We start from the raw sequence: 25542 nt of genomic DNA, 5'->3' as shown, positions 1-25542 counted from the left end.
GTCAGCGCTTTTCCAGACCTGCAAGTCGACTTTTTCGACTTACAGCACTCCGTCAGCGCTTTTCCAGACCTGCAAGTCGACTTTTTCGACTTACGGCTCCACGTTAGCGCTTTTCAAGACCCGCAAGTCGACTTTTTCGACTTACGGCTCTCCGTCAGCGCTTCTCCATACCTGCAGGTCGACTTTTCCGACTTACGGCTCCCAGTAAGCTCTTCTCCATACCTGCAGGTCGACTTTTCCGACTTACGGCTCCCAGTAAGCGCTTTTCCAGACCTGCAGGTCGACTTTTTCGACTTACGGCTCCACGTTAGCGCTTCTCCATACCTGCAGGTCGACTTTTCCGACTTACGGGTCCCCGTTAGCGTGTTCCTGAAGCTGTAGGTGTAACTCTGTAGAACAGAAATGCGTACCCGGAGCCGCTGTAGATGTAAAAAGTAACTCTATAGCACAGAAATGCGTGCCCCAAGCAGCTGGAGGTGTAAAAATGGACTCTGCAGAGCAAAAAAGCGGTTCCTGAGCGGCTGGAGGTGTAGAGAGTAACTCTGCAGCTCCGCAGTAGTATGAACTCAAAAGAGCTTTCCCTCGCCAAATTGACGGGGACAGCTCTTTTTGTTTACTTGCATTTTTGTTTACTTGCATTATTATTTACCTGGATGATAGTTAGCCCTAATCAAAGCTAATTTGGAAACACCTAAGAAGTATCTTAAAAACTGCTAGTAAGCTCCCCTAGTCAAACCCCTTGTCAAACTTCGCATAGCCCTTCCACACCTTATAGCCCAGCTTGCCATAGAAATCCACAAAAGGCGTTGTGTCGATGACGATATGTCTCATGCCTCTCTCGCGAAGGAAATGGATGGCGGCTTGCACGATCGAGATGCCATATTGATGACCGCGATAGCGCACATCAATGCCCAGCGGGCCGATACCCCCAAGCGGCTCTTCAAAGAGCGGCGACCAATAAATATTTTGCGCAAGAAGCGGCGATTGTCCGTCATTCATTCTGCAGAACCCGATAATGGCTCCCTGCTTCTCCAGAACGACGAATTCTCTGCCCGTTCCTCCGCGCTCCCAGTAATCCCTTACCTGATAATCCCAAGTACCGGGAAAACACTCGCTGACAAACGAAATTAGCCCTTCCCGATCGGACTCCTTCGCCACTCGAAGCTTAGCCTCGAACACATCCGGAAGACCAACATGCTCGTCCTGCCCGTAGCTGTTCAGCATATCAAATGTATTCTCGATGAAGTCGTAGCCTCTCTTCTCGAACCAAAGCTTGGTCTCCTCCAGCTCATCCGGAATGCCGGGAAACAGTCGACTGTGCAGGTCATTTCCGAGCATGATTTGCTTCGCTCCCGCCGTGCGCAACGCATCCTCCGCCTCCTTCAGCAAGCTTCCGCCAATACCCTGGCCGCGCTTCTCCGAAGCAACAAGCAAGGCTTGTATCCAACCCAGCTCGGGATGAATGCCGTGGCAGGCCGACTCCATACTGGCCTTCTTCGCGACGACAAATCCGACGATTCCCCCTGTTTCCTCCTCCCTGACGACCCAGGATCCACTCCGCAGCCACAAACGATCCTCTATCACATTTTGCCGAAGCAGCCTCAGTCTCATCGGGAAGCTCTCGGAGAGCTCCTTGTTCCATAGCTGCGCCATGCCCGCCAGATGCTTCTCTTCCAATTGTTCAACTATCATGCTGTCCCTCCTCGTTGTTTTCATGCCCTAAAGCAAATGTACGCGAAATCAACGGGCAGGCAAATAGCCAATTCTTTCGATTATGGTCGAGCTTTAAGATTTTGTCGACAATCGCAAAATTTGCTACGTTCTATTCATCCATCTGCCGAGCTTGTCGACCAAAGACGAGAAAACAAGGCCGACGCAAAAGCCCGAAAACGGAGCGACGAACATGACGCTCAGGTTAGGGAAGCCTCCTCTGGTCTCTAATTTGATCCAGGTTGCGCCAATCGCGATAACGAATGTACAAGACCAGAACAACAGCTTCTGACTGGCTGGAATTTCCGGCACTCCAGCACCGTCCGAATTACTCCTGAACAAGTAATAGAGAATCGTCATTGCAATAAACCCGAGCCCCAGTAACGAAAAGCCGTATTGCAACAGCTTGTACAAGGGCCGGTCCATGATCATCGTAAATTTCAACGAAGGGAAATGCATTGCGAAGAAACCTGAGCTATGCGTGAAGGAATCCACCGTCAGATGAGATACAAATCCGATAAATAAGGATATGAGAAAGATCAACCAGCTTGCAACGCTGTTCATGCGCCATTCTCCCAGCATATGATAAGCGCGATGATTCAAATGGAAGGCTGACGGCAGATGCAGGGCAAGGGACTTTTTGACAATCAAATGAAAGACAATGGCGAAAATAATGCTAAGCGGAATCGCTTGCCGGAAGAAGCCGGGAAGTGTGTGGCCGATGCTTCGATACGGCTCAAAGTGGAGGAAATACTCCATGTCGGGAGCCATGCTTCCAAGTGTCAGACCGGTCAAGCTGACATATTTGCGATTAATCCACTTCAGTGGAAAGGCGAAGGCTGGATGAGCGAAAGTAAATGGCATAGTCGTTCTCCTTGCGTCTGGATATCCATAATCCATACTCAGTAATATGAAGCGTATGTGAAGATTATATCTTATAGACGCTTCCTTATCTTGGAGAGTTGCGGAATAACGAAGAAAAGATGCGCTCCCTAAGAAGGCGTCTCCAAATCCTCCGGATCGAGCCTCCGGACAAAATTCAAATTCGGACCCCCGCTCGACCAACTGCTTCTGTTATTGAGCTTGTTCATGTTCTCCTCTACATAGGGCTCGTTAAGGGTCCCCAGCCAGCCCGTGTAAAATCCGCGGCTTTGTGTACTGTCCAACCAATTGAACGGTGAATTATTCGGCAAAGTCAACCCTCGATCATTTTTGATCAAATCCCGCCAATTCTGTGGGTAGGGCATTGCCCCATAAGGCTTTTCGCGAAAATTCACATCTATTTTCAACTGAATGCGCGGCAAATAATAGGCAGTGCCGTCGCCGTAGCTCGACATGGATCGATCACGAAGCAAATAGAACTGACTGTCGCCTATGTATTCCTCGGGATCCATATTCCAAACAAAAAAGCTTGATGAAGGATCATTCCCACGCAGCTGCCAGACATGCACACTCCCGCTCCCGCTCGCTGCCATCCCGCGCAGCTCCCACTTGAAGCGATGCCATACCCAGAAGCTCATCCCCGTCTGATCACTGCCCGTAGTAAAAGGCACAAAAGCATGACGTTTATCGAGAAGCTGCATGTCCAGAATTTCTGCGGCATCAGCTCTTTCGTAGCTGCGATTCATCGCTTCTAGTGCTTCCTGCGGCGATGGGAGCTCTCCTGGTTTTCCGCCATAGATGATGTAGCCCGAGATGACTACAAACAGAGCAGCGGCAACCGCTATAATCAGCTTCATCGTTCTCTTGTTTCTGTTCAACCCATTGATTCCGCTCGACCCATTCATCCCCTTCATCTCATTCATCGCTCGACTCCCCCATCTCCAGCAAGCTCGCTTCCGAAGTGTAATAGAGGCTGCGATCGCTCCGAACGATTAATAAGCCCTTGCCGTCAAATTGAATGTACACGGACGGCTCGATCCCGCTTCCCCATCTGGATTCTACGCCTAACAAAGCGTAGGGGAATCGCTCCTTCTGATACATCGATTCAGACTTCCAAGCGGTTTGACTATGCCAATCCATATCGATCTCGCTTTCTTGCAGCTGCTCGAGTCCTGCGAGAAACGTCGCTGTATCAAAGCTTACAGCCTCTTCCGCAAAAGGATGCGTGCCTACTATTCTCGCCTGATTAACGTCCGAGATATAGGTATGAACGTCGTCCTTGGGATAGACCGCGTCATTAAGCAAGCCGGATACCAGAGCGAGAATCAGAAACAGATAATTGGCGAGGAAGCCTCTCCAAGCATACCAACGGTACTTCGGCCAAGCCCGGCTTCCTATTAAGGCGTACAAGATCCAGACGCCTAACGGCAAAACAGCAAGCTTAAAGGAAAAATATCCCATGACAATCGGGAAGGATACCGACAGAAAGCCAAATAAGGCAACCAGAAAGACTCTCCAGCCAACTGGCCGGTCTTGTTGCTTGCGATACCGGCGAATCATGAACGTCAAAATAATGATCCATCCGATTAGCAAACACGCGATACTCATCACATTATTCGTCATACTGAAATGAAAAGCCACGCTCTCTCCCCCTTGTTAAGCTTCACTTTAACACACAGCATTTGGGAATGTCACCCATTTAATCCGAGCCCGATCCACTCGTCGTGGAGGATTTTTCTATCTCCGTAGGCAGAAGCTTTACTCGTCAAAAACTGCCAATAAGTTTTTTTGAAATTAATAAACTTTTCGGTCATCTAAGACGTCTTTGTATATATCACAGAAATCAGGGAAGGACGGCGCCGCTTTGAAGAACATCAGAACCTCTTTCACGCAAATCAACAGACCGACAACACAGGAGAATACATCCCCAATAGGGAGCCTCTTAAAGCCATTGCTGCTCGTCCTATCCGCTTCGCTTCTCATTCTGAGCATGGGATGCAGCAACTCGGCAGAGGCCTCGCATCCTGCGTCTTCAACAGAACCAAATCCGTCCGTTGAATCAAGCCCTGATCCAGAAACAACAGCAACAGCTCCAACTCGGCAACCGACCGCCAATTCAACTCCGCAGCCGACTGCACAGCCATCCGGGCAACCAGGCTCCGAGCCTGATCAAGGGAATCCGAATGCCGCCAAGGATACGAACGAAGCTGGGGATATTGCAGAAGGCAAAGGAATAACGGCAATTGGAGATTCGGTCATTCTCGATGCCGCTCCCTATCTCGACAAGCTGCTTCCCGGCATCGTGGTCGACGGCAAGGTCGGCCGCCAAATGACCGAGGCGCAGGATACGATCAATTCGCTCGCCGAAGACGGCAAGCTGGGAGACCTCGTCATTATCGAGCTTGGAACCAATGGTTCCTTCAATAAAAAGGTGCTTCGCTCTCTGCTGGATTCTCTGAAGGATGTCGATCAAATTTTCCTGGTGAACACTCGCGTCCCCAGACAATGGCAGGACACCGTCAATTCGGATTTAACCAAGGTGGCCGAAGAATTCTCAAACGCATCCGTCATCGACTGGTATTCCGCAAGCAAAGGCAAAGATGATTTCTTCTCGAAGGACGGCGTGCATCTGAATCGGGAAGGCGCTGAATTCTACGCAGATCTACTCGCGCAATCGATTCAAGGTGAAGGCGCATGAGCGATTCGAAAAGGTATATGCCCGGGCTGGACGGATTGCGCGCCATCTCCGTTCTTGCCGTTATTGCTTATCACTTCCATTTCGACTGGGCCCCCGGCGGCTTGCTTGGCGTCGGTGTATTCTTCGTCATTTCCGGTTATCTTATAACGGATCAGCTCCTGGCCGAATGGAAGCGGAATCGCAGCATTAATCTGAAGCAATTCTGGCTTCGCAGAGCGCGCCGCTTGCTTCCGGCCATGTTCGCGATGCTGGCCGTTGTCGCTTTATGGCTGCTGGTCTTCGACCGATCCAGATTAGCCAGTCTGGAGGACGACTTCCTGTCCGTAACATTCTATTACAACAACTGGTGGCTGATCTTCCATCAGGTATCCTATTTCGAAAGCTTTGGACCGCCTTCGCCGATCGGCCATCTATGGTCGCTTGCCGTGGAGGAGCAATTCTACCTGCTGTGGCCTATCTTGCTTATTGCAGGGCTGACGTTCTTCCTACGTCGCGGCAATATCATGCTGTTCGCCCTCGGCGGCGCTCTCCTGTCTGCGATTGCCATGGCCTGGCTCTACGAGCCAGGCATGGATCCGAGCCGTGTCTATTACGGCACGGATACGCGGGTGTTCGCGCTGCTTATTGGCGCGGCTCTCGCTGCAGTATGGCCGAGCGGACGCTTGAGCGAGACCTTGTCTCGAAGGACTCGAAATGTGCTAGACATGTTGGGCGCTGGCTGTGTTCTTGGCATTTTGCTCATGATCGCTCTGTCTCATCAATACGGCAGCTTCCTCTACTATGGAGGATTAGTGCTTCTGTCCCTGCTGTCCGCTATTGTTATTGCCGTGCTAGCTCATCCTTCGAGCAGGCTGGCTAAGCTAATCGGCTGCAAGCCGCTGCGCTGGATCGGCGTTCGCTCTTACAGCCTTTATCTATGGCATTTTCCCGTCATCATCATGACAAGTCCGATTGTGAACACTGACGGCATCGACATCGACAGAGTTCTGCTTCAATTCGGCGCAAGTCTCTTATTAGCCGCATTGAGCTATAAATATATAGAAGAGCCGCTCCGCCGCGGCTGGCTCGGAAGAGTATGGAATAAGATGATTACTTCCCGTCAGAGAAGGGTTGCTCCGTCATGCGTAACAGAGCCCTAGAAAAAAAGCTTGTACACTGGATTAACGAGAACAAAGAGAATATTTACCGGCTTGCGTACAGCTATGTAAGGAACAAGGAGGACGCGCTCGATATCGTTCAGGATTCGATTATCAAAGCGCTTGCCGCCATTCATCGATTGGTCGAATTGGATGCAATCAAAAGCTGGTTTTACAAAATCGTCGTTCATACGGCGCTGGACTTCCTTCGAAAGCATAAACGAATTCAAGTTACGGATCCTCAGGTCATTGCGTATAAAAGTGCAGCCGCGGAGGATCATTACGCCAATCTGGATTTGGAGCGTGAATTAGAAAGCTTGCCTCAGCCCTTTCGCGAGGTCGTTGTACTTCGTTATTTCGAGGATTTGAAGCTTGAGGAAGTGGCGGATGTATTGTCTATGAATATAAGCACAGTCAAATCCCGCTTGTATCGAGCGTTAAGGCTGCTCAAAATCAACATGGACGAAGAGCCTTCACAAGGAAGGGATGTTTAATGGATAATTCTATCGACCGATTGAAAGAGGAATATAAGCAGATCGACATACCTGAGGAATTGGATTTTATCGTGAGAAAAGCTCTAAATAACCCCAGCAAGAAGAGAGCTCGCGCAAGGTGGCTGACCGCAGTATGCTCGGTGTTGCTCATCTTCTTGATTGGCATCAATATCAACTCAAAGGTTGCGGAGGCGTTCGGACGCATTCCCGGCATGAGCGGCATTGTCGAGGTGCTCACCTTCAAATCCTACACATTCCAGGACGATCGCTATCATGCCGAAATTAAGGTTCCCTCCGTCTCCGGTTTGAACGACGCTGAGCTGGAGCAGTTGCTTAATAGCAAGTATGTGAAGGAAGGCAAGACGCTGTATTCGGAATTTCAAGCAGATATTGATGAGTTGAAGCAAAAGAGCGGCGGCCATCTCAGCATCTCGTCCGATTATGAGGTGAAGACCGATAATGATCAAATCTTCTCCCTCGCCCGTTACGTTGTCGTATCGATGGCTTCTTCAAGCGATACCGTGCAGATCGACACGATTGATAAGCAAAATCATATTTTGCTCAGCTTGCCCATGCTGTTCAAGGATAATCGCTATATCGATGCTATCTCGCAAAACATAAAAGACCAGATGAAAGCCCGCATGGAGGCCGATCCCAATCTCGTCTACTGGCTGGAGTCCGACGCCGATTTGCATATTGACGGTTTCAAGGCGATCGATCCCAATCAGAGCTTCTATATCAATGACAAGCATCAGCTTGTTATCGTGTTCAATAAGTACGAGATTACCCCTGGCTTCATGGGCATTATCGAATTCACAATTCCCGCCATCGCGATAGGGGATTTGCTTGTAAGCGATTATTATGTGAGATAGCTGGCAAGCGCGAAAGCTCACTCCGCTTATCGCATTGAATCGTATCTTTGGGCCTAGCTCGATTTTTATTTTTGTTGCGACGCCAAACGGCGTCCTTCTAAGCTGTAATCTGCGCTAAAACACCTTACACTTCTCAGTTCCGCGCCATCTCTCTCGGAGTGATGCCCCAGAACTTGCGGAACACCTTGGTGAAGTAGCTGACATCGCGGAAGCCGACGCCGCTTGCCGCATCATACACCTTGGCGCCTTCCTGCAGCGCGCTCTTCGCACGCTCCATCTTGCGCTCCAGCACATAGGAGGAGAAGGCCTTGCCGGTCTCTTGCTTGAACAGCCTGCTCAAATACGAGGAATTGATGAACAATCGATCGGCCACGGCATGCAGGGAAAGCTCTTCATGCAGTCCCTCCTCGATCATCTGCAGGACGGCGTCTACCATCTTGTGCCCGGCGGCGCCCCTCTTCTCTGCGAGATAATGCTGCAGGCGTTCGAGTATATTCGTTAAGAATTCATAGACCTGCTCCTTCGTCGAGAAGCTCTGCAGGTTTTGCAAATAGAGCAAATAGGGACCCGCAACCTCCTTGACGGAGCCGCCTCTTTGCTGAATCAACCGAATGAATAGAGAGCTGAAATAGAACAGCGCTTCATTCACCTCATCGACGGTTCGCGCTTCTCCCAGCATGAATGTCCACAGCTTCTGCAGCGAACTGCCGCATTTCTCCGCATTGCCGGTGTCGAGCCCCACCTCGAGCTCGCGCTCTATATCCGGGTAGGAATGATGCCTCGTCTCCGTCTCGAATCGATCCTGATAGGTGACCGCGATATTATTGCCGTATACGATACGTCTTTGCAATGCCTCTCTTGCCTGCTCGTAGAGCTGATTCAGCTCCCGCGGCTTCGCGGCCACCCCGCTGATTCCGGCGCTTGCCGTTATTTTCAAGCATTCTCTTACGATGCCGAGCAGCTTGCCAATGCTTGCGTTCACCTGATGAAGGAAGCCTTCCGTATCAGGGCTACCCTCTGTTGCGAACAGCACCGCCGTCGCTCCGTCTCTGTCCGGGGCTACCCAAACCGAGCCTTGCTGCAGCGTCTCCTGCGTAATATAGAATAAAGAGGAATGCAGCAGGCTCGTATCTCGTTCCGTGAATCGGGACTCGTCCGCCGCCAGCGGATCCATGTCGAGCAACGCCACGCAATAATGGCCGATCGAATCTATCGGGAATTGTACATCCCTGCTTCTCCACTGAATCTCCCAGGGCGAATATTTGCCATGCAGCCAATTCAGCAGGAACATCTCCCTCAAATTCGGCAGATGCTGCTTCCATTTTTCTTGGAACAAGGACACATTATGCAGTTGATCCAAGTGCTTCTTAAGGTCGCCTGCCGCCTGAAGCACGGCGTTCACGATCTCCGTATCGCCGGCCGGCTTCAATAAATATTTGCTGATGCCGAGCTCGACAGCCTTCCGTGCATAATCGAAGCTGTCATGACCGCTGAGCAATATCATCTTCACCAGCGGATCGCGGGCATTGACCCATTCCGCAAGCTCAAGGCCGTTCATGCCGGGCATCTGAATGTCCGCAAGAATGATATCGGGCTTCTTCCGGTCGAAGAGGGCAACGACTTCTTCTCCGCTTGCCGCAAGGCCAATCACTTGTATGCCATGCTCCTCCCAAGGAATGTCGAGGGCAAGATTATTGCGCAACCGGGGCTCGTCCTCCACAATCATCAGATTCATGCGTTCACCTCCGGGAAGATTGATGCAAAAGACCTTCCGCATCCCGAATGGAAGGCGGAAGGTCAAGCTGTCTATGTGAAGCAGGAACGGTTTACTTATGAGCAGCGTACCAAGCGTTGGCGTCATTCACCATTTCCTCGCCGCCGTCTGCTTTCCATTGTGCCAAATAGCTTTCGAAGGTGTCAAGAGAAGCAGAACCCGCGATATACGTCAGGAAGGTGTCCTCCGTGAATTTGGCCAGCTTCTGCGTATGCTCCGCAATGCTCGGAATCGGCTCGGCATTGGACATCGGATCGATGATGAACAAGCCCTTCGCCTGTTCCTGGAATTGATCGTAGTAGCCTTGCAGCACGGGATCCTTCCTTACCCTTGCCTGCCAATAATCCGCATAGGTGCGCTCATCCACGCCTGTAAGGAAGTAGCTGCCGTTATTCAGATCATCGTTGAATTTCGGAAGAATCGGGAAATATTTGCCGTCTTCGAACTTGTGATGCACGCCTTCTTCACCGATGACAAGCTCTTTGAACAGGGCCGGCTCCAGCTTCTCGTTCATGAGATTGACGGCATGCTCTTTGTTCTTCGACCATTTCGGTATGGCGATGAAATAAGTGATTCCCGTATTCACGCCAATAACCGCTTTGCCGTTATCCTGCGGCAGGTATGGAAGAGTAACCAGCTCGGCATCCGGAAAATTTTTCTTCAGGGCGCCGACCATTGACGGCGCGCTCCACCAGGCCAGACTCATCATGGCCGCCTGCCCGCTGGAAAACTTCTCGATCACCTTGGAGCCGGTATTAATCGGCCATTCGGAATCGATCAAGCCTTCCTTGTACAGCTTGTTCATAAAGGCCAGGTATTCGGACATTCTCGGGTTTTCGGCTTGATGAATCAGCTTTCCATCCACTTCTTCCCACGGATTTGCAATGCCGAAGGTGCGGGCGATATTCGGCTCAATGCTCTCATAGCCAACAAGCGGAATTACCTTCTTCTTCTCCTTGATCGTCTTCAGCACGTTATATAATTCATCTCGAGTCGTCGGAACAGCCAAGCCGAGCTCATCCAGCCAGTCCTTGCGCATCACCAGATTCATGCTGGCGGCAGTCCCCGTTCCCGCCTGAGGGATCGCATAGATTTTGTCGTCAAGCGTGGCCGCCTTCCAGGTCTCATCCATGATGCCCGCCTTCATATTCGGCCCGTATTGATCGAGCAGATCATCGAGCGGCTCCAATGCCCCCGCTTCCGCCAGATTGAAAAATTGCGACTTCGTCAGCGTCATGAAATCATACGGCTCCTTGTTCGCCATAAGCAGGTTCAGCTTCTCGTCAGGCATTTCTTCAGGAAGCATCTCGTATTTCACCTTATAGCCGGTTTTCTCCTCCAGGAAGTTCGCAATATAATCCGAGTTGGGATCAATCCGGTTATAGGGAAGCAATTGGCGAAGCTCAGGCTTATCTCCCGTCAGGGCGTTATCGCTGCCTCCATCGGTTGCCGATGTCGCGCCCGGATCCCCCGTCCCGTTCGCGGAATTCGTGCCCGCCGAGCCGTTCCCGTTATTCCCATTGTTTCCGTTATTGCCACCCGAGCAGGCTGCGACTGTGAGCATCATAGCAATGATCATCATAATGAAAGCTGTTTTTTTCATGTTCAATAACCTCCCTTTTTTCATTCACTTGCTTAGTTGTGTAGTCTGGTCTCCTTACATCCAATAAAGCCGCGTTACCCTTTCACCGAGCCAAGCATGACCCCCTTTACGAAATACTTCTGCAGGAACGGATACACCAGCAGGATGGGTACGGTCGCCACGATAATCGAGGCGGCTTGAATCGCTTGCGGCGAGGCGTTCATCGCCATATTGACATCAATGGTATCCAGCCGCATGAACACGTCATTGGCGGAAGCCAGCAATTCCTTGAGGTACAGCTGCATCGGCTTGAGCTCCGGGCTGTTGATATAGATCATCGCCATGAAGAAATCGTTCCAGAAGGCAACCGCATAGAACAAAGCAATCGTCGCCAAAACCGGCATGGACAGGGGCAGCACGATTTGCAGAAGAATGCGGGTATTGCTCGCTCCGTCGATTTTCGCGGATTCCTCAAGAGCATCGGGAATATTCTCGAAATAGTTCTTGATGACAAGCAAATTGAATACGCTGATCATGGCCGGCAGGAACAGAACCGGCAGTTTATTAACCAAACCCAAGCTCTGAATCAGCAAATAGGTGGGTATCAGTCCGCCGCTGAAGAGCATGGTGAACACAAACATCAAGATGAACAGCTTCCTGCCCCTCAGCATCGGCTTCGAAAGCGGATAAGCGGACAGCACGGTCATGCCCATGCTGAGCATGGTCCCGACAAGCGTGACGAACACCGAATTTCGGAAGGCGCTTTGAAACAAGTTGTCCTTCAGAACGAACGCGAAAGTACCAAACTGAAGATCGACCGGAATCAGACTCACCTGTCCCGAGATGACCGCCGCCTCGCTGCTAAGCGATTTCGCGATCAGATTGAGAAAGGGAAAGACGGTTATGACGCCAAGCAGAATGAAGAATGAATAATTGGAGAAGACGAAGAGCTTATCTCCCCATGTTGTTCTCATTTTCAAGATGAATTCCCCCTTCTACCAAATGCCGCGCTGCAAAAATTTACGGCTCAAATAATTGCCTGTAATAATGAGCACAAATCCGATCACCGAGTCGAACAAGCCAACGGCGGTCGAGAAGCTGTAATCCTGCTGTCCAAGTCCCATGCGGTAGACATAGGTGCCGATGACATCCGCCACCTCGTAGACGATGGAATTGTACATGACCAGAATTTGCTCCGTACCCGCCTCCAGAATATGGCCGAGACGGAGAATGAACATGAGCAGAATGATCGGTGCGAGTCCGGGAACGGTCACGTTCCAGATTTGCCGAAATCTCCCCGCTCCGTCGATCTTGGCGGCTTCATACAAACTCGGGTCAATTGCCGTAATTGCCGCTAAGTAGATGATCATTCCCCAGCCGACCTCCTTCCAGCCCGCAGATGAAATCAGCACGGAACGGAAGTAGTCCGGATTCATGAAGAACGCAATCGGCGTTCCTCCCATTCCCTCAATCATTCGATTCACAAGACCATTATTTGTAGACAAGAGATCGACGAACAAGCCGCTAATGATGACCCATGACAGGAAATGCGGCAAGTAAACGATAGTTTGAATACCCTTCTTGAATATCATGTTCTTCATTTCATTAAGAAGGATGGCGAGAATGATTGGCAGCGGGAAGAGAAATGCGATTTTGTAAATCGAAATAATGATGGTATTAACGAATACTCTGGCGAAATCTCGCGAATCCAGCAGTCGCTGAAAATTGTCCCAGCCGACCCAAGGACTCGCGGACATGCCGTCGAAGATATTGAAATCCTTAAACGCAATGACGATGCCGTACATCGGCGTATACTTGAATACCAGCAGAAAAACAATGCCCGGAACAAGCATGGCATACAAATCCCAATCTCGTCTTATTTCAACCCACAAGCGATTGAAGTAATTGAAGCTCATCCTTCCCTCTCCCCCTTGACCTGATGTGTATCCCCATTATAGAAAGCCTGCCTCTGACAAAACAGGGGACACTCATGCGAATAATCGGTAAATTCATGACATCGTTGAAATGGCATGATGTTACCGAATTTAGTCATCGTTGCCGCCTATTCTCTCTCCCGCGCCTTCCCTATAATGACAGGGAACCATTCGAAAGGGGGAGCACACCTATTGAAGCATGAGCATCAAGCAGATATTGTCATTATTGGAGGCGGCACCGGAGGTTTCGCTGCGGCGCTCGCTGCGGCGAAAGCCGGCAGCTCTGTCATAATGACGGAAGAAACCTCCTGGATTGGCGGGCAATTAACGAGTCAGGCCGTCCCTCCCGACGAGCATCCGTGGATCGAGCAATTCGGCTGCACCGGAGCTTACAGAGAATACCGACAGCGCGTAAGATCGTACTATCGCGACAACTTCCCCTTGACGCCGGCCGCGTCGAGGAATCCGATGCTGAATCCAGGCGCTGGCATGGTCAGCAGGCTGTGCCATGAGCCTCGCGCGTCTCTTGCCGTGCTGAACGACATGATCGCTCCCTATGTGCATAGCGGCAAAGTGCGCATAATGACGGGGCATGCTCCGATTGGAGCGCAGGTAGACGGCGATCGTGTACGGTCCGTGACGGTTCGAAATTGTTGTACGGGCGATGTGGCCGAGCTGTCCGCGCCTTACTTTATCGATGCGACCGAATGCGGCGACCTGCTGCCGCTTACCGGCACCGAATATGTAACCGGCGCGGAATCGCAGGCTCAGACGGGAGAGCCGCATGCGCTCCCGGGAGAAGCGGATCCGACCGATATGCAAGCCTTCACTTACTGCTTCGCAATGGATTATATCGAAGGAAGAGAATTCACTATTGCGAAGCCGGAGCAATATGAGTTTTGGCGCAATTACGCACCCTCCTTCTGGCCGGGCAAGCTGCTCTCCTGGACGGGCTCGCGCCCGACTACGCTGGAGCCAGTAACTTATCAATTGTTCCGTGGGGAAGGCGGCATCCCGCTGTGGGAATATCGCCGCATTATCGCCAAGGAACAGTTCGCGGAAGGAACGTATCCGGGAGATATTTCGCTGGTGAACTGGCCGCAGAACGATTATTGGCTGGGAAATATTATTGATGTCGACGAGGAAGAGAAGGAGCGGCATCTCTATATGGCCAAGCAGCTTAGCTTCTCGCTGCTGTACTGGATGCAGACGGAAGCGCCTCGTCCTGACGGCAAGCTTGGCTATCCCGGCCTTCGGCTGCGCCCCGATGTCACCGGCACGAGCGACGGCATGGCCATGGCTCCCTATATTCGCGAATCGAGGAGAATTAAAGCCCGCTTCACCGTCCTGGAGCAGCATATCGGAACGGAAGCCAGAGGCGGCGCGGAGGCCGAAACCTTCCATGACAGCGTCGGAATCGGCTGTTACCGCATTGATCTGCATCCGAGCACGGCGCAGCGCAATTATGTCGATGTCTCCAGCCTGCCGTTCCAGATTCCTCTTGGCAGCTTGCTTCCGGAGCGCATGACGAATCTGCTGGCCGCTTGCAAGAATATTGGCGTCACCCACATTACGAACGGCTGCTATCGCCTGCATCCCGTGGAGTGGAATATCGGGGAGGCTGCCGGATACTTGACCGCCTTTTGCAGAGAACGCGAGACAACGCCTCATGCGGTTCATGAGAATGAGCAATTGCTGCGGGATTACCAGCGCATGCTGACCCAGGCCGGCATTGAGCTGCAATGGCCGAAATTACGACCGGTTTAATAGACATAGAGAGGAGCAATGAGTATGAAAGAGAAGATAAACATCGGCATTATTGGCGGAGGCTCCATCTCGGAGCTTCATCTGCGCTCCTATCAGGAAGAAGCGAAGGCGACAATCTATGCCGTCTGCGATATCAATGAAGAGCGGGCGAAGCAGAAGGCGGAGAAATACGGGGCCGTCAAAGTCTACACCAAGGTCGAGGATTTATTGGCGGATGAACATGTAGATGCGGTGAGCGTCTGCACGTGGAACAATTCGCATGCGCCAATCAGCATCAAAGCGTTGCGAGCCGGTAAGCATGTATTAGTGGAAAAGCCGCTTTGCATGACGATGGAGGAGGCCTATGCCGTCGAGCAAGCCGTCCGGGAAACGGGGAAGCTGCTTCAGGTCGGCTTCGTGCGCCGTTATGGCAGCAACACGAAAGTTCTCAAGCAATTTATCGATAAAGGCGATCTCGGAGACATCTATTATGCCAAAGCCTCCTGCTTGCGCCGACTCGGCAACCCCGGCGGCTGGTTCTCCGACAAGGAGCGCTCGGGAGGCGGGCCGCTCATTGATCTCGGCGTTCATGTGATCGATCTGTGCTGGTATCTGATGGGCAAACCCAAGGTGAAATCGATCAGCGGCAATTGCTACAATAAGCTGGGCAACCGGTCCAATGTCAAAAATCTCGCGTTTTACAAAGCCGCCGATTACGACGCCGAGAAGAACACGGTCGAGGACTTGGCCAATGCCATCATCCGCTTCGAGAACGGAGCGTCCCTGATGGTCGATGTCAGCTTCGCCTTGCATGCCCAGAAGGACGAAATTTCGGTCAAGCTGTTCGGAGAAAAGGGGGGCGCGGAAATCGAGCCGGAGCTTAGCCTCATTCTGGAGCAGTACGATACCATCCTTAACGCCACGCCCCAGGTGGACAATTTGAGCTTTGACTTCGCCAAGGGCTTCCAAAGCGAAATCAGCCATTTTGTCGAGGCCTGCCTCGGCAACAAGGAGACGCTAAGCCCCGTCGAAGACGGCGTCGAGGTGATGAAGATGCTGACCGGCATTTATGAATCCGCGGCGAAGCAGACGGAAATTGTATTTGATTAAGTCCCTTTAAGCAAAGGAAAAGAAGACCAAAGGAAAAACGACCTGAATCTACATCCGCTTGAAGAGAAGGTCTAGATAGGAAGAGAAGAGCAGGCTATCGAAAGATAGCCCGCTCTTTTTTGACATTATCAAATTTATAAAGTTCAATGGGAAATGGGAAATGGAAGGCTCGCAACTGTAACGGACTTTTTCGACCCTTAGAAGCTCTTTTAAGCTAGCCCAGATTTTTAACGGACATTTTCTCCTCTTAGCGGGTTAATCCCGTTGTTATTTCGCTCGTTTGGTTGGCTAAGAGGACAAAAGGTCCGTTAGAGCAAGCGAATGTTGAAAAACGCCGTCTAAGAGGACAATAAGTCCGTTAGAGCAGATCGCTGCTTTTAAAGGACGCCGTTGAAGCTATCGATTTGTTGTGGCCGAATCGAAATCGTGCTGGTTTCCAGCTCTATTATCACTCCGACAGCGACGTTTCGCGAAATAGTGCTGGTTTCCAGCTCTATTATCACTCCGGCGGTGCCGCTTCTCATAATAGAGCTGGCCAACCAGACCGCTTTCTGCTAAATCAGCCCGGATTGCTTCAAAAGCCTCTCCACAATGACGGCAACCTCCGCCCGGGTCATATTGGCCGCAGGCGCCACTTCATGGTCATCCCGTCCAGTAATGATTCCAGCCTTCAGACAGGCTGCAATACTATGCGCGGCATACTCTGAAGCTTTGTCGCCATCTTCGAATTCGGAGAGCAGCCGTTCCGCTTCCTCCTCGGCAAGCTCCACCTTCAAGCCGGTCAGTTGCATCGCCCTTGCCGTCATGGTCATGGCCTGCTCGCGAGAGATGGTGTCCATGGGCCCGAAAGTGCCGTCTCCATACCCGTCGATGATTCCATACTCAGAAGCAATGGCGACGGCATCGTAATACCAGTTGCCCTTTGTTACATCCGTGAACACATCCTGCCCGGTGCCAGGCCGCATGATTCCGAGTCCCTTGATGATAATCGCAGCAAATTCGGCACGGGTAATGTCTCGATCGGGCTCGAATCTTCCTTCTCCAGTTCCTTCAATAACAAGTCTGGAGCCCAGGTCGTTTATCGCTTCCTTAGCCCAATGCGCATCAATGTCTGCGAACGTAACAGGGCTGGACACGACCGAATACACGCTATTGGTCAAGCTATTGATTTGAGCGTATGTTTTTCCGTCGATGATCACGAGCTTCGTAGGCACATGGGAGAAGGATCCGTCAGCGCCCAGAACAACGCCCGTCAAGATTTTGCCCGAATGGCTTCCTCCCGGAATCGCTATCGTTCTCTCCACATATCCATTGAACTTGGATACCTCCACCGTATTGCTGCCGCTGCTCGCGGTAATGCTGAACTCTACCGGCTGCGCAACGATTTGGTAACCTTTCAGCTCCGCAGTATCCTGCATCTGCTGCAACGTCTCTGCGGCAGGCGTCGCTATCGTTATATTGACGTTTATGTCCTGCAAAGCAGCTCCTGTCCCCATTTGCCGAGCCACGGCATCCATATTGATTTGCGCCGCGGACAGCGTATAGGCTGCCTTCTCTGTTTTGATCAGCAACAGGGCTTCCTTCGCTTCCATGCTCTGCACGATCTGTCCGTTCAACGCAACGACTACTTTGTCAGAGGAAGTGTTGACCGGAATAATGATGGTCGCTCCCTTGCTTCCCTGGGACAGCTTCTGCTCCAGCTTGGCAGGGTCGACGGAAACCGTCGTAACTGTTACGCCGTCTTCCTGAGTTGTCACATCCGAGCTTATGCCGGTGTCCTCATCATCACTGTCCTCTGCCGGAGACGAAGGCGTTCCCTCGCCGTTATCATTGTTGCCATCGTTGCCGCCACTATTGCTGCCTCCGCCGTCGTTGCCTCCCCCTCCGTTGTCGACCTCGGCGTTAACGGTCAAGCTGGCGGATTTCGTATCCGTTGCGCCGTCAACCCACGCCGTTCCGTCCCAGCTTTGCTTCTGGAACGTCACCTCGATGCTGTACTGACCGGCCGCTGATGTCGTATAGCTGGAGGAATACACCTGGTCCGTAACCGTGAATCCCCCGGATTTCCCGGCTTCCGTGGAGAGCCATCCAACCGGATAATACCGTTCCTCGCCCGGCAACGTTCCAACCGCCTCCTGCCTGTCGCCTGTTGCCGTTATTGTTACCGTATCGCCTGCCGTAAGGCTCGAAGCGCTCAGCGTAAGCGAGTTATGATCCGCATTGGCAGCAGGCGCCAAGCTTACAATAAGGTCCGCAGTCTGGGTATCCGTTGTGTCGGTGTCGATCCAAGACTCTCCATCCCACATCTGTTTCTGATAGGATGCGGTTATCTTGAATTGCCCTGTCTCAGCGGGAAGATAAGCGGCATGATAGACGCCTTCGGTTACCGTAAATCCTCCCGACTTGCCAGCCTCCGTAGAGCTCCAGTCTATTGGATAATAGCGTTCATCGCCAATGATCGAGGCCTCAACGCTCTGATGATAACCCTCGGCCGTTATGATTACCGTCTGCCCTGCTACTACGTTGCTTGGATTCAGGCTGAGACTGTTGCCTGCAGCATTAGCCGATGAATACACAGAGAGAGTCACCGATTTGATATCCGTCGTTGCATTCACCCAAGCGGAATCAATCCAGCTTTGCTTCTGGAAGGTAGCCGTTACGACATGAGCTCCCGTTTCCGAAGCAGTATAGCTCGAGGTATACGCTCCCTCTTCCTCATTCCAGCTAAAGCTGCCGTCTTTGCCCGTTTCCGTGGATGTCCAGGTTACGGGGATGAATCTCTCATCTCCTGCCGCAATGCCTTCAACGGACTGTCTGTCCCCTGCAGCCGTAATCGTTACCGTATCGCCTGCCGCTGCATTGCTGCGGTCGAGAGTTACGGTATTTTTGGAAGCATCGGCCTCTTGAGCCGTCTGCGCCTGCTTGATGCCGGTGACGAGAACATTGTCGAAAGCCGCACCCGCAGAGGTTGTTCTGAAGCCTATTTTGCCCGCTGTTAATTCCGCTTCAGGATTGGTCCACTCTACTTTCCGTTCCCCATCCAGATATCCTGTTATTGTATTTCCTTGAACAATCACCTTCAGCGCATACCACTGATTGGATACAGCCGTGATAAGAGTGCTGGATACCATGGTCATGACGCCGCCTACGCATTTGTACAGCTCCAGCTTCTGATTCGATGCGTTGACGCGATACATATAGAAGTTTTTGTTATCCAACGCCCGGAACACAATACCCGCATTGGCATTGGTAATCGGAACCTTCACCTGGGCTTCATAGACATAATCCGTCCATGCATCGCCGGCTGTCAGGAGGCCCGTTGTGCTTGACTTCTGGACCAAGGCATTCGAGTCATCTGCTGCCACGCTCCAGTTGCCCCCGTTAGAAGTCCATCCCGTCGTATTCCCGTCTTCGAAATCATCATTGTACAAAACATTATTCAAATCTGAAGCAAGAGGCGTCTCATCTTTGTCTGCCACATGAATGATAAAGCTCTTCTCAAAATAGAGCCCGCCCGAATCCGTGCTCCTCACCCGGATGCTGTAGCTGTCCTTGGTTTCGAAATCCGGCGCGGTACGGAGAAACAGCGTGTTCCCGAGCACGGCAATGGAGAAGCTTCCGTTATCCGCGTCTCCGTCTCCCGCTACCAGCGCATAAGCAAAGGTATCTTGCTCGTCGGCGTCCGCAGTCGAGAAGGAGCCGACCATGCCGCCCGCAGTTGTATTCTCAACCACGCTGTTATGGGATAGCTCGATATCCGTCGGCGCTTCGTTGATCGCGGATACGACCGCATCATCATACAGCACCTTGGCCGAGGTGGTCCGGAAGCCCACTCCGCCTGTCGTTAATTCCATTTCTGGATTGGTCCAATCTGTTTTCAATTCGCCATCCACATAGCCTTTAACCGTATTCCCCCGAACATCCACTTTAACCGTGTACCACTGCTTCGCGGATGAGAACCGCGTTTCGTTGACTAGTTTCATGGCTCCAGCTACTGATTTGTACAGCTCCAGCTTCTTGCTCTTGGCATTGATCCGGTACATATAGAAATTGCTTTCATCCTGCACTCTGAAGAGCAGGCCTGCGTTTTCATCGCCGTTTATGAATGGCAGTTCCACTTTGGCTTCATACGTGTAATTCGTCCATGAAGCGCCGGCGCTCGCGGTAATTAGAGATGTAGCCGTCCGATTCCAGCTGGACAGAACGTTATTGTCTTCCTCTGCCTGCACGGTCCACTCGCCATCAACGCTTGTCCACCATGCGGTGTCTCCAGCTTCGAAATCATCGCTGAAGAGCGCCGGAGTCGTATTCGCAATGACCAGCCCGCTCACGTTGTCATTCTTTACGGCTGCGTTCATGTCGCTCAGGCTTCTTGCAAGCTTGCCCTTTACATAAATATCCGTAAATGTTAGTCCGTTTACCATGCCGCCTCGAACGGGGTTGCCTTGAATCGGGGATTGACCTCCGGTATCGCGAACATTGATATTTTTGAACAGAATATTGCTTACATCGCCAGCCGTGCTGGTGGAAACCCTGAACCAATAATTGCCGAATTGATTAATATCGACCCGTTCGATATCGATATTCTCAAACGTTACATTCTGCGCATAGCCTTCCACAGGAAGCGGATTTTGGGTATACGCATGATCAACCAGCAGCGCTCGGGCGCTTTGATAGACATAAGAATTCCGGATCGTTACGCCGATCTGCGGCGTGCATATGCCCATGCCCAGCTTGAAGGCCGAACAGCGGGTCCAGGCGAAACAGTCGTCGAACACCACATTGACCAAATTCTCGATCGCGCCCGGCCAATCCTTGGACATCCCTTTCTGCGGCCAGGTTTTGGTGGAGAAGGCATCATCGTCCGAGATCGCAATCGCATGCTTGACCAGCACGTTCTGGCTTTCGTTAATATCGATGGCGTCGTCTTCAAGCACATGCAAATTTTGAAATCCTTTATAATTCGTAATGGTCACGTTGTCGGAACGAACGACCAGGAACGCCCAGAAGCCTCCGTCCCGCAAGATCAACCCGTCGAACGTAAAGTTGCTGGTTGCGATCGGCACCAGCAGGTTATTGATGAACCCTTCTCCATCCTTATGCGTCGGCGGGGGATTCACCATCTTGCGCTTGCGCATCTCTATCCCTTTGCCGTCGATGGTTCCGCGTCCCCGAAGCGTAATATTCTCGGAGTTTATTTCCGTGCTGATAAAATAGGTGCCATCCGAGATCGAATCCTTGCGGAAGTCGTTCCGATAATCCTCGCCTCTGCCTGTGCCGACAATGACGGCGCCACCGGCCAGATAGAAGTCGACATTGCTTCGCAAGGTCAGATTGCTGGAGGTATAGACGCCTGCGGGAATATACACGGTGCCGCCCCCGGCTTCATGGGCGTCGTCAATTGCTTGTTGAATCGCATCCGACGTTATGGTTGCCCCTGTGCTATCGGCATTGTAAGGCGTTTCCGTCACATTGTAGATTCCGGGACCGGAGGATTCGGGAATATCCGTCTCGAGCGGATCCGCCGCTATAACGAGTCTTTTCCTGATCTTCGCAGAATCCTTCTCATCCGGATCTTCATTCGGATCTTCATTAATATCCACGATGACGTAGGTCGAGGTTGACAGCGTGAACGTCAGCTTGTTCCCGTCGACCGTGCCTTCAATGTTTTTGGCCAGCGGGCTGATGGAATACGAAGTAATCGGCTCGTTGGCTGTTACTTCGATGCTGACCGTTCCCGCAAACGAAAATTCAGCATAATCGTATTCGGGCAAATATTGAATGACGGGAATCGATTCATCCTCCGCCTTTAACGAAAAAACATCCGACTGCGTGTAGATGGAAGGCATCGGATAATTCTGTATAATAGCCGGCCCATCCGCCGACTCTAGCAGAGACGCGATATTAGACTCGCCATCTGTTGAAGTCACCGAATAGTATGGCATGATTTCGGCCGCGTCGGCTGTCTGCGGCAAAAAACCTGTAAGTATGACGGCAAGCGCCAATAGAAGACTCATTCCTTTTCTCATAAGCAAACATTCCTCCGCAAAATCAATATTATGTAAACGCTGTCAATTCGCAGCCAATCCCCCCTTCTACTTGCCGAATAACCCCTCTCGCGAAATGACTCGTTTACTCCACATTCAATATAATCCTTGATCGGTCAGAAAGGAGTGAGGTAATCCCACTCTATAGGGATGCGATCGTACTGAAAAAAGCCGGCCTGATGCGCTCACGCATCAGGCCGACTTATCCTCCAGTCGATCTATAGGGAATATCATCGTTACGATTGTCCATTTGCCCCGTTCGCTCTCTATCCGCAGCTTTGCTCCATCGCCATAATAAAGCTTCATGCGGCTGAGTACATTCCTCAGTCCGAACAACTCCTCTTCGTTCCGTTCATCGGGCCGCGATGCTTCTCCTTGCTCCATTCCCTCGATTACGCTAACAATGTACCGCAGCCTCTCCTCAGAGATGCCCGCTCCGTTATCCTTCACCTGCAGCGACAGAATGCCGTTGCGCGTTGCGCTCGCGATGATCAGCTCGCCTCCGTCTCCCCGCTTCTCGAGGCCGTGCAGAATGGCGTTCTCTACAATCGGCTGCAGCAGGAGCTTGAGCACGCACATGGATCTGGTGCTCTCTTCAATCTCGAAGCGAATGCTGAACAGACCCATGAAGCGGAATTGCTGAACCTTCAAATAATAAGTCAAATGCTCGACGGTTTCCTCGACCGTAAACGTCTCGCGCCCTTTGCCGAGACTAAGACGGAAAAACTTGGACAGATTGAGCACCATTTCGCTGATCTCGTCCGCTTCGTAATTTTTGGCCGTCCAATAGATCGAATCCAGGGTGTTATACAGAAAATGAGGATTAATCTGCGAATGCAGAAATTTAAGCTCCGTCTTGCTGAGCTGCAGCTGATGCTCATATACATCGCGAATCAATAACTGCTGCTCGGCAATCATCTGATTGAATGACTCCGTGAGCGCCCCGAGCTCATCCGTCCGGAGATTTGGCAGACGCGTATGGAATTGGCCGAGCCGCATCTGCTTCATGCCATGCAGCAGGATCGTAAGCGGCGCGGAAATCCACTTGTACACGCCCAAGGAAATCAACAGCGCCAGGATGACGCTGATCAGAATAATCAAATTCGTGAATTGCGACAGCTGTCTTGATTCCTTGTACAGCTCCGCCTGAGGCTGTACCAGAACAAGCGACCAGCCGGACTCGGCAGACTCCATTCGCCAAACAAGCTTGCCGTCAACGGTCCTCCCCACCTGTCCTGCCTTCAGCTCCATCCATTGATCGGTATCGTAGACTCCGTCTGTTCCCGTCAGAAGCCTGCCGTCCTGGGCGTACAAATACACATCCGTATTCGAGGTCAGCTGGGCGCCTCTAATCATGTCCAGAAGCCGCTCCTTCGCCATCGTCATCATGAGAATATTCGAGGTGTTGTCCTGATTATCTACATCCATGAGGCGCATGAACGCCACCGTATCGCTGCCAAGGATGTCCGCGTCCTTCGGTTGGGGAAGATAGAGCACCAGCTTTCCTCTGGCGGCTACCGTAGATTGAAACCAAGGCTCTTCTTCAAAGTCCACCTTGCGTCCCCCGTATTGCGTAGAGAGCAATGTTCCTGAAGACGCATGCAGAATGGATATCTCCTGCAAGCTGCCGTTAATGGCCATAATATTGCCGAGTCGTTCCATAATCGTATAAAAGCTATATAAATCCGAGGTCAGCAAGACGGCATGCGCTTCATGCAAGACGGGCTTGATGCTGTAATCCGTCGAAATCAAGCCGGACAGATCCTCCATATTCTGCAGCGTCATGTCAATATTCTGGAGTATCGAGAGCAAGCTGTTCTGGGTTCGCTCGCTGGTCTGTCCCTCCAATATATTCGTCGATCGGAAATTGGCGAATAGACTGACCGCGACAAGGGGAATCAGAATGAGCATGAAATAGATCGAGAGCCTGACCTGAATGCGCTGGGCGTACATGTTTTTCAAAAACCGCAGGCTCTTCCTCATGACTTCCGCTCCGCCTCTTGCCGATCCCGCTCTTGCTGGTCTCGATACCATTCGTTGACCTCATTGCTGATCTCCCAGCCCCCGTCGCGAATCCATTGCTTGGCGAATTCTTCGAATTCGCTGGGGGAGCTGATGCCCATGATGATTTTCGAGAAGGTCTCCTCCTCCAGCTTCAGCAGCTTCGCGCCGTATTTGCCCATGGAGGGCGTCGGCGCTCCTTGAAAATCGCTGCGCAGCACATGAGAGAGCACGAATTCCACATTATCATTCAATTCATATTGAAGGCCGAGCGAGTCAAGCCGTTCCTTGCGCACTTCTTCATCGTTCGGATCGGCAAGGGCATGCAGGGTGCCCCGGTAAATATGCTTCTCATGCTCAGTGAAGTTGGTCGCCATTACGCCGTTCACTCTCGTCCAGACCTCGCCCTCGAAGCCGAGCTTCAAATCCCTGTAGCCCTTCCCTGCTATAAAATTCAATACTTTGATGACTTCCTTCGCATGAGAACTTCCTGCCGGAACAACGCTGTAGGATTGAATCAAATCCCGTTCGGCCGTACCGGATTGGCCGTTCAAGCCTATGGGATAATCCAGTCTGATCCACTCCGCGCTCGGATCCTTCTGTTTGTTTGCGAGAATCGGCCCCCTCGTATCGAACCAATTGCCCGAGAATAAGCCCACCTGGCCGTTAATGATTTTATCCTCGAAGCTGCTGTTTTTGTTCAGAATGAATTCACGATCCAAAATGCCGTCCCCGTACAGCTTCGCCAGGAATGCAAGCGCCTGCTTCGTTTCGGGAAGAATGCCGCTGTAGATGAGCTCGCCGTTCTTCTCCTTCCATTCGGTAATCTGATTCACGCTGCGGGGCACGCCGAACGCGCCGAAGAAAGGGGCAGTCCGCGCCAGTCCGGCAGGCATGATCGTAAGTCCCCAGGTATCCCGCAAACCGTCTCCGTCCGGATCATCATAGGCGAAGGCCCGCATCACACTGTAGTACTCATCTAGAGTGGTCGGCGGAGCCAACTGCAGCTTATCCAGCCAATCCTTGCGTGCGAATATAATCTCGTTGCCCGCTACTTCCGTCAAGCTGGGGATCGCGTAGATATGCCCATTGAACGTGACTGCCTTCCATGCTTCTTCGGGAAAGATCGCAAGCAGATCCTGACCATACTCGGCGAGAACGTCATCAAGCGGCATCAGTGCCTGCTCCGCCACATATTTGGACACCCAGGCCGGGTCGCCCGTATTGATAAGATCCGGTTGATTGCCCGAAGCCATAATGACATTCAATTTCTCTTGATAGCCGTTGAACGGAGGAGCGGTCAACTGAATGTCGACGCCCGTATTGCGCTTTATATATTCCAGATAGGGATTATGGTTAATATCCATTCCGTCCGGAAAGCTTCGCTTCGAATTATCCACAACCATGCTAATCGTGACGGAATAGGTTTGCTTGTCGCCGACTCCGGTTGCCGTCTGCTCATCTCTTGAGATCGACCTGCTGAAGCCCGCGCCGAATACGAGAGCGAATGTGACGATAAACAGGATGAACCTTATTCTCCATTTCCGTCTCATCAT

Annotated in this window: 17 protein-coding genes; 6 read left to right on the top strand and 11 right to left on the bottom strand. The window is 51.7% G+C overall.

The features are described from left to right. Nucleotides 1-726: 726 nt before the first annotated feature. From HFP08_RS05535 to HFP08_RS05520, 4 genes are all read right to left on the bottom strand, one after another. The gene (locus HFP08_RS05535; RefSeq protein ID WP_168119548.1) at nt 727-1692 is read right to left on the bottom strand and encodes a GNAT family N-acetyltransferase; all 966 of its coding nucleotides are present in this window, start codon (nt 1690-1692) and stop codon (nt 727-729) included. Nucleotides 1693-1815: 123 nt separating this feature from the next. Then, nucleotides 1816-2574 carry a DUF4184 family protein gene (locus HFP08_RS05530; protein WP_168119547.1) on the bottom strand — a complete coding sequence of 253 codons (759 nt, stop codon included), beginning with the start codon at nt 2572-2574 and terminating at the stop codon, nt 1816-1818. A 128-nt stretch (nt 2575-2702) separates the two neighbouring features. Then, nucleotides 2703-3515, bottom strand: coding sequence for a hypothetical protein (locus HFP08_RS05525; RefSeq protein ID WP_168119546.1), 813 nt, complete (start codon nt 3513-3515; stop codon nt 2703-2705). After that, nucleotides 3508-4233, bottom strand: coding sequence for a hypothetical protein (locus HFP08_RS05520; protein WP_168119545.1), 726 nt, complete (start codon nt 4231-4233; stop codon nt 3508-3510). Before HFP08_RS05520 ends, HFP08_RS05525 begins: the two co-directional genes overlap by 8 nt. A 223-nt stretch (nt 4234-4456) precedes the next feature. On the opposite strand from HFP08_RS05520, the gene HFP08_RS05515 reads away from it, so the two are divergent. The 4 genes from HFP08_RS05515 to rsiV are packed head-to-tail and all read left to right on the top strand — an operon-like array spanning nt 4457 to nt 7792. Beyond that, nucleotides 4457-5290: an SGNH/GDSL hydrolase family protein gene (locus HFP08_RS05515; RefSeq protein ID WP_168119544.1), complete on the top strand. Its 834-nt coding sequence runs from the start codon at nt 4457-4459 to the stop codon at nt 5288-5290. Next, on the top strand, nt 5287-6429 hold the full coding sequence (locus HFP08_RS05510; protein ID WP_168119543.1) for an acyltransferase family protein: 1143 nt from the start codon (nt 5287-5289) through the stop codon (nt 6427-6429). Before HFP08_RS05515 ends, HFP08_RS05510 begins: the two co-directional genes overlap by 4 nt. Continuing rightward, nucleotides 6411-6920 carry an RNA polymerase sigma factor gene (locus HFP08_RS05505; protein WP_168119542.1) on the top strand — a complete coding sequence of 170 codons (510 nt, stop codon included), beginning with the start codon at nt 6411-6413 and terminating at the stop codon, nt 6918-6920. The genes HFP08_RS05510 and HFP08_RS05505 overlap by 19 nt, the downstream gene beginning before the upstream one ends. After that, a complete protein-coding gene (gene rsiV, locus HFP08_RS05500; RefSeq protein ID WP_168119541.1) occupies nt 6920-7792 on the top strand; it encodes an anti-sigma-V factor RsiV in 873 nt (290 codons plus the stop codon). The genes HFP08_RS05505 and rsiV overlap by 1 nt, the downstream gene beginning before the upstream one ends. A gap of 133 nt (nt 7793-7925) precedes the next feature. Here rsiV and HFP08_RS05495 read toward each other — a convergent pair whose 3' ends face one another. The 4 genes from HFP08_RS05495 to HFP08_RS05480 form a co-directional block, all read right to left on the bottom strand. After that, nucleotides 7926-9527: a response regulator gene (locus HFP08_RS05495; RefSeq protein ID WP_168119540.1), complete on the bottom strand. Its 1602-nt coding sequence runs from the start codon at nt 9525-9527 to the stop codon at nt 7926-7928. 91 nt (nt 9528-9618) lie between these two features. Then, nucleotides 9619-11169, bottom strand: a complete 1551-nt coding sequence (locus tag HFP08_RS05490; protein ID WP_240941108.1) for an extracellular solute-binding protein — start codon at nt 11167-11169, stop codon at nt 9619-9621. 74 nt (nt 11170-11243) lie between these two features. After that, nucleotides 11244-12122 carry a carbohydrate ABC transporter permease gene (locus HFP08_RS05485; protein WP_168119913.1) on the bottom strand — a complete coding sequence of 293 codons (879 nt, stop codon included), beginning with the start codon at nt 12120-12122 and terminating at the stop codon, nt 11244-11246. 21 nt (nt 12123-12143) lie between these two features. Continuing rightward, nucleotides 12144-13064, bottom strand: coding sequence for an ABC transporter permease (locus tag HFP08_RS05480; RefSeq protein ID WP_168119538.1), 921 nt, complete (start codon nt 13062-13064; stop codon nt 12144-12146). Between the two features lie 210 nt (nt 13065-13274). On the opposite strand from HFP08_RS05480, the gene HFP08_RS05475 reads away from it, so the two are divergent. Beyond that, entirely contained in the window at nt 13275-14849 is a 1575-nt protein-coding gene (locus HFP08_RS05475; RefSeq protein ID WP_240941107.1) for an FAD-dependent oxidoreductase, read from the top strand. 24 nt (nt 14850-14873) lie between these two features. After that, the gene (locus tag HFP08_RS05470; protein ID WP_168119536.1) at nt 14874-15938 is read left to right on the top strand and encodes a Gfo/Idh/MocA family protein; all 1065 of its coding nucleotides are present in this window, start codon (nt 14874-14876) and stop codon (nt 15936-15938) included. 554 nt (nt 15939-16492) lie between these two features. Here the strand turns inward: HFP08_RS05470 and HFP08_RS05465 are convergent. The 3 genes from HFP08_RS05465 to HFP08_RS05455 all read right to left on the bottom strand — a co-directional run bounded on the left by HFP08_RS05465 (nt 16493) and on the right by HFP08_RS05455 (nt 25542). Further along, on the bottom strand, nt 16493-21967 hold the full coding sequence (locus tag HFP08_RS05465) for an S-layer homology domain-containing protein (RefSeq protein WP_168119535.1): 5475 nt from the start codon (nt 21965-21967) through the stop codon (nt 16493-16495). A 210-nt stretch (nt 21968-22177) separates the two neighbouring features. Next, the gene (locus HFP08_RS05460; RefSeq protein ID WP_168119534.1) at nt 22178-24019 is read right to left on the bottom strand and encodes a cache domain-containing sensor histidine kinase; all 1842 of its coding nucleotides are present in this window, start codon (nt 24017-24019) and stop codon (nt 22178-22180) included. After that, nucleotides 23965-25542 carry an extracellular solute-binding protein gene (locus tag HFP08_RS05455; protein ID WP_168119533.1) on the bottom strand — a complete coding sequence of 526 codons (1578 nt, stop codon included), beginning with the start codon at nt 25540-25542 and terminating at the stop codon, nt 23965-23967. The genes HFP08_RS05460 and HFP08_RS05455 overlap by 55 nt, the downstream gene beginning before the upstream one ends.

It is taken from the genome of Paenibacillus sp. HB172176, from assembly GCF_011947265.1.
Lineage (GTDB): Bacteria > Bacillota > Bacilli > Paenibacillales > Paenibacillaceae > Pristimantibacillus.
Note: the sequence above shows the minus strand (reverse complement) of the source record. Positions and strands in the feature narration are given on the sequence as shown.

Bases quoted from the DNA above. Each gene is read 5' to 3' on its own strand.
- HFP08_RS05470 (WP_168119536.1), top strand. From the start codon at position 14,874: ATGAAAGAGAAGATAAACATCGGCATTATTGGCGGAGGCTCCATCTCG.
- HFP08_RS05480 (WP_168119538.1), bottom strand. From the start codon at position 13,064: ATGAGCTTCAATTACTTCAATCGCTTGTGGGTTGAAATAAGACGAGAT.
- HFP08_RS05510 (WP_168119543.1), top strand. From the start codon at position 5,287: ATGAGCGATTCGAAAAGGTATATGCCCGGGCTGGACGGATTGCGCGCC.
- HFP08_RS05530 (WP_168119547.1), bottom strand. From the start codon at position 2,574: ATGCCATTTACTTTCGCTCATCCAGCCTTCGCCTTTCCACTGAAGTGG.
- HFP08_RS05485 (WP_168119913.1), bottom strand. From the start codon at position 12,122: ATGAGAACAACATGGGGAGATAAGCTCTTCGTCTTCTCCAATTATTCA.
- HFP08_RS05525 (WP_168119546.1), bottom strand. From the start codon at position 3,515: ATGAATGAGATGAAGGGGATGAATGGGTCGAGCGGAATCAATGGGTTG.
- HFP08_RS05535 (WP_168119548.1), bottom strand. From the start codon at position 1,692: ATGATAGTTGAACAATTGGAAGAGAAGCATCTGGCGGGCATGGCGCAG.
- HFP08_RS05505 (WP_168119542.1), top strand. From the start codon at position 6,411: ATGCGTAACAGAGCCCTAGAAAAAAAGCTTGTACACTGGATTAACGAG.
- HFP08_RS05465 (WP_168119535.1), bottom strand. From the start codon at position 21,967: ATGAGAAAAGGAATGAGTCTTCTATTGGCGCTTGCCGTCATACTTACA.
- rsiV (WP_168119541.1), top strand. From the start codon at position 6,920: ATGGATAATTCTATCGACCGATTGAAAGAGGAATATAAGCAGATCGAC.
- HFP08_RS05460 (WP_168119534.1), bottom strand. From the start codon at position 24,019: ATGGTATCGAGACCAGCAAGAGCGGGATCGGCAAGAGGCGGAGCGGAA.
- HFP08_RS05455 (WP_168119533.1), bottom strand. From the start codon at position 25,542: ATGATGAGACGGAAATGGAGAATAAGGTTCATCCTGTTTATCGTCACA.
- HFP08_RS05490 (WP_240941108.1), bottom strand. From the start codon at position 11,169: ATGAAAAAAACAGCTTTCATTATGATGATCATTGCTATGATGCTCACA.
- HFP08_RS05495 (WP_168119540.1), bottom strand. From the start codon at position 9,527: ATGAATCTGATGATTGTGGAGGACGAGCCCCGGTTGCGCAATAATCTT.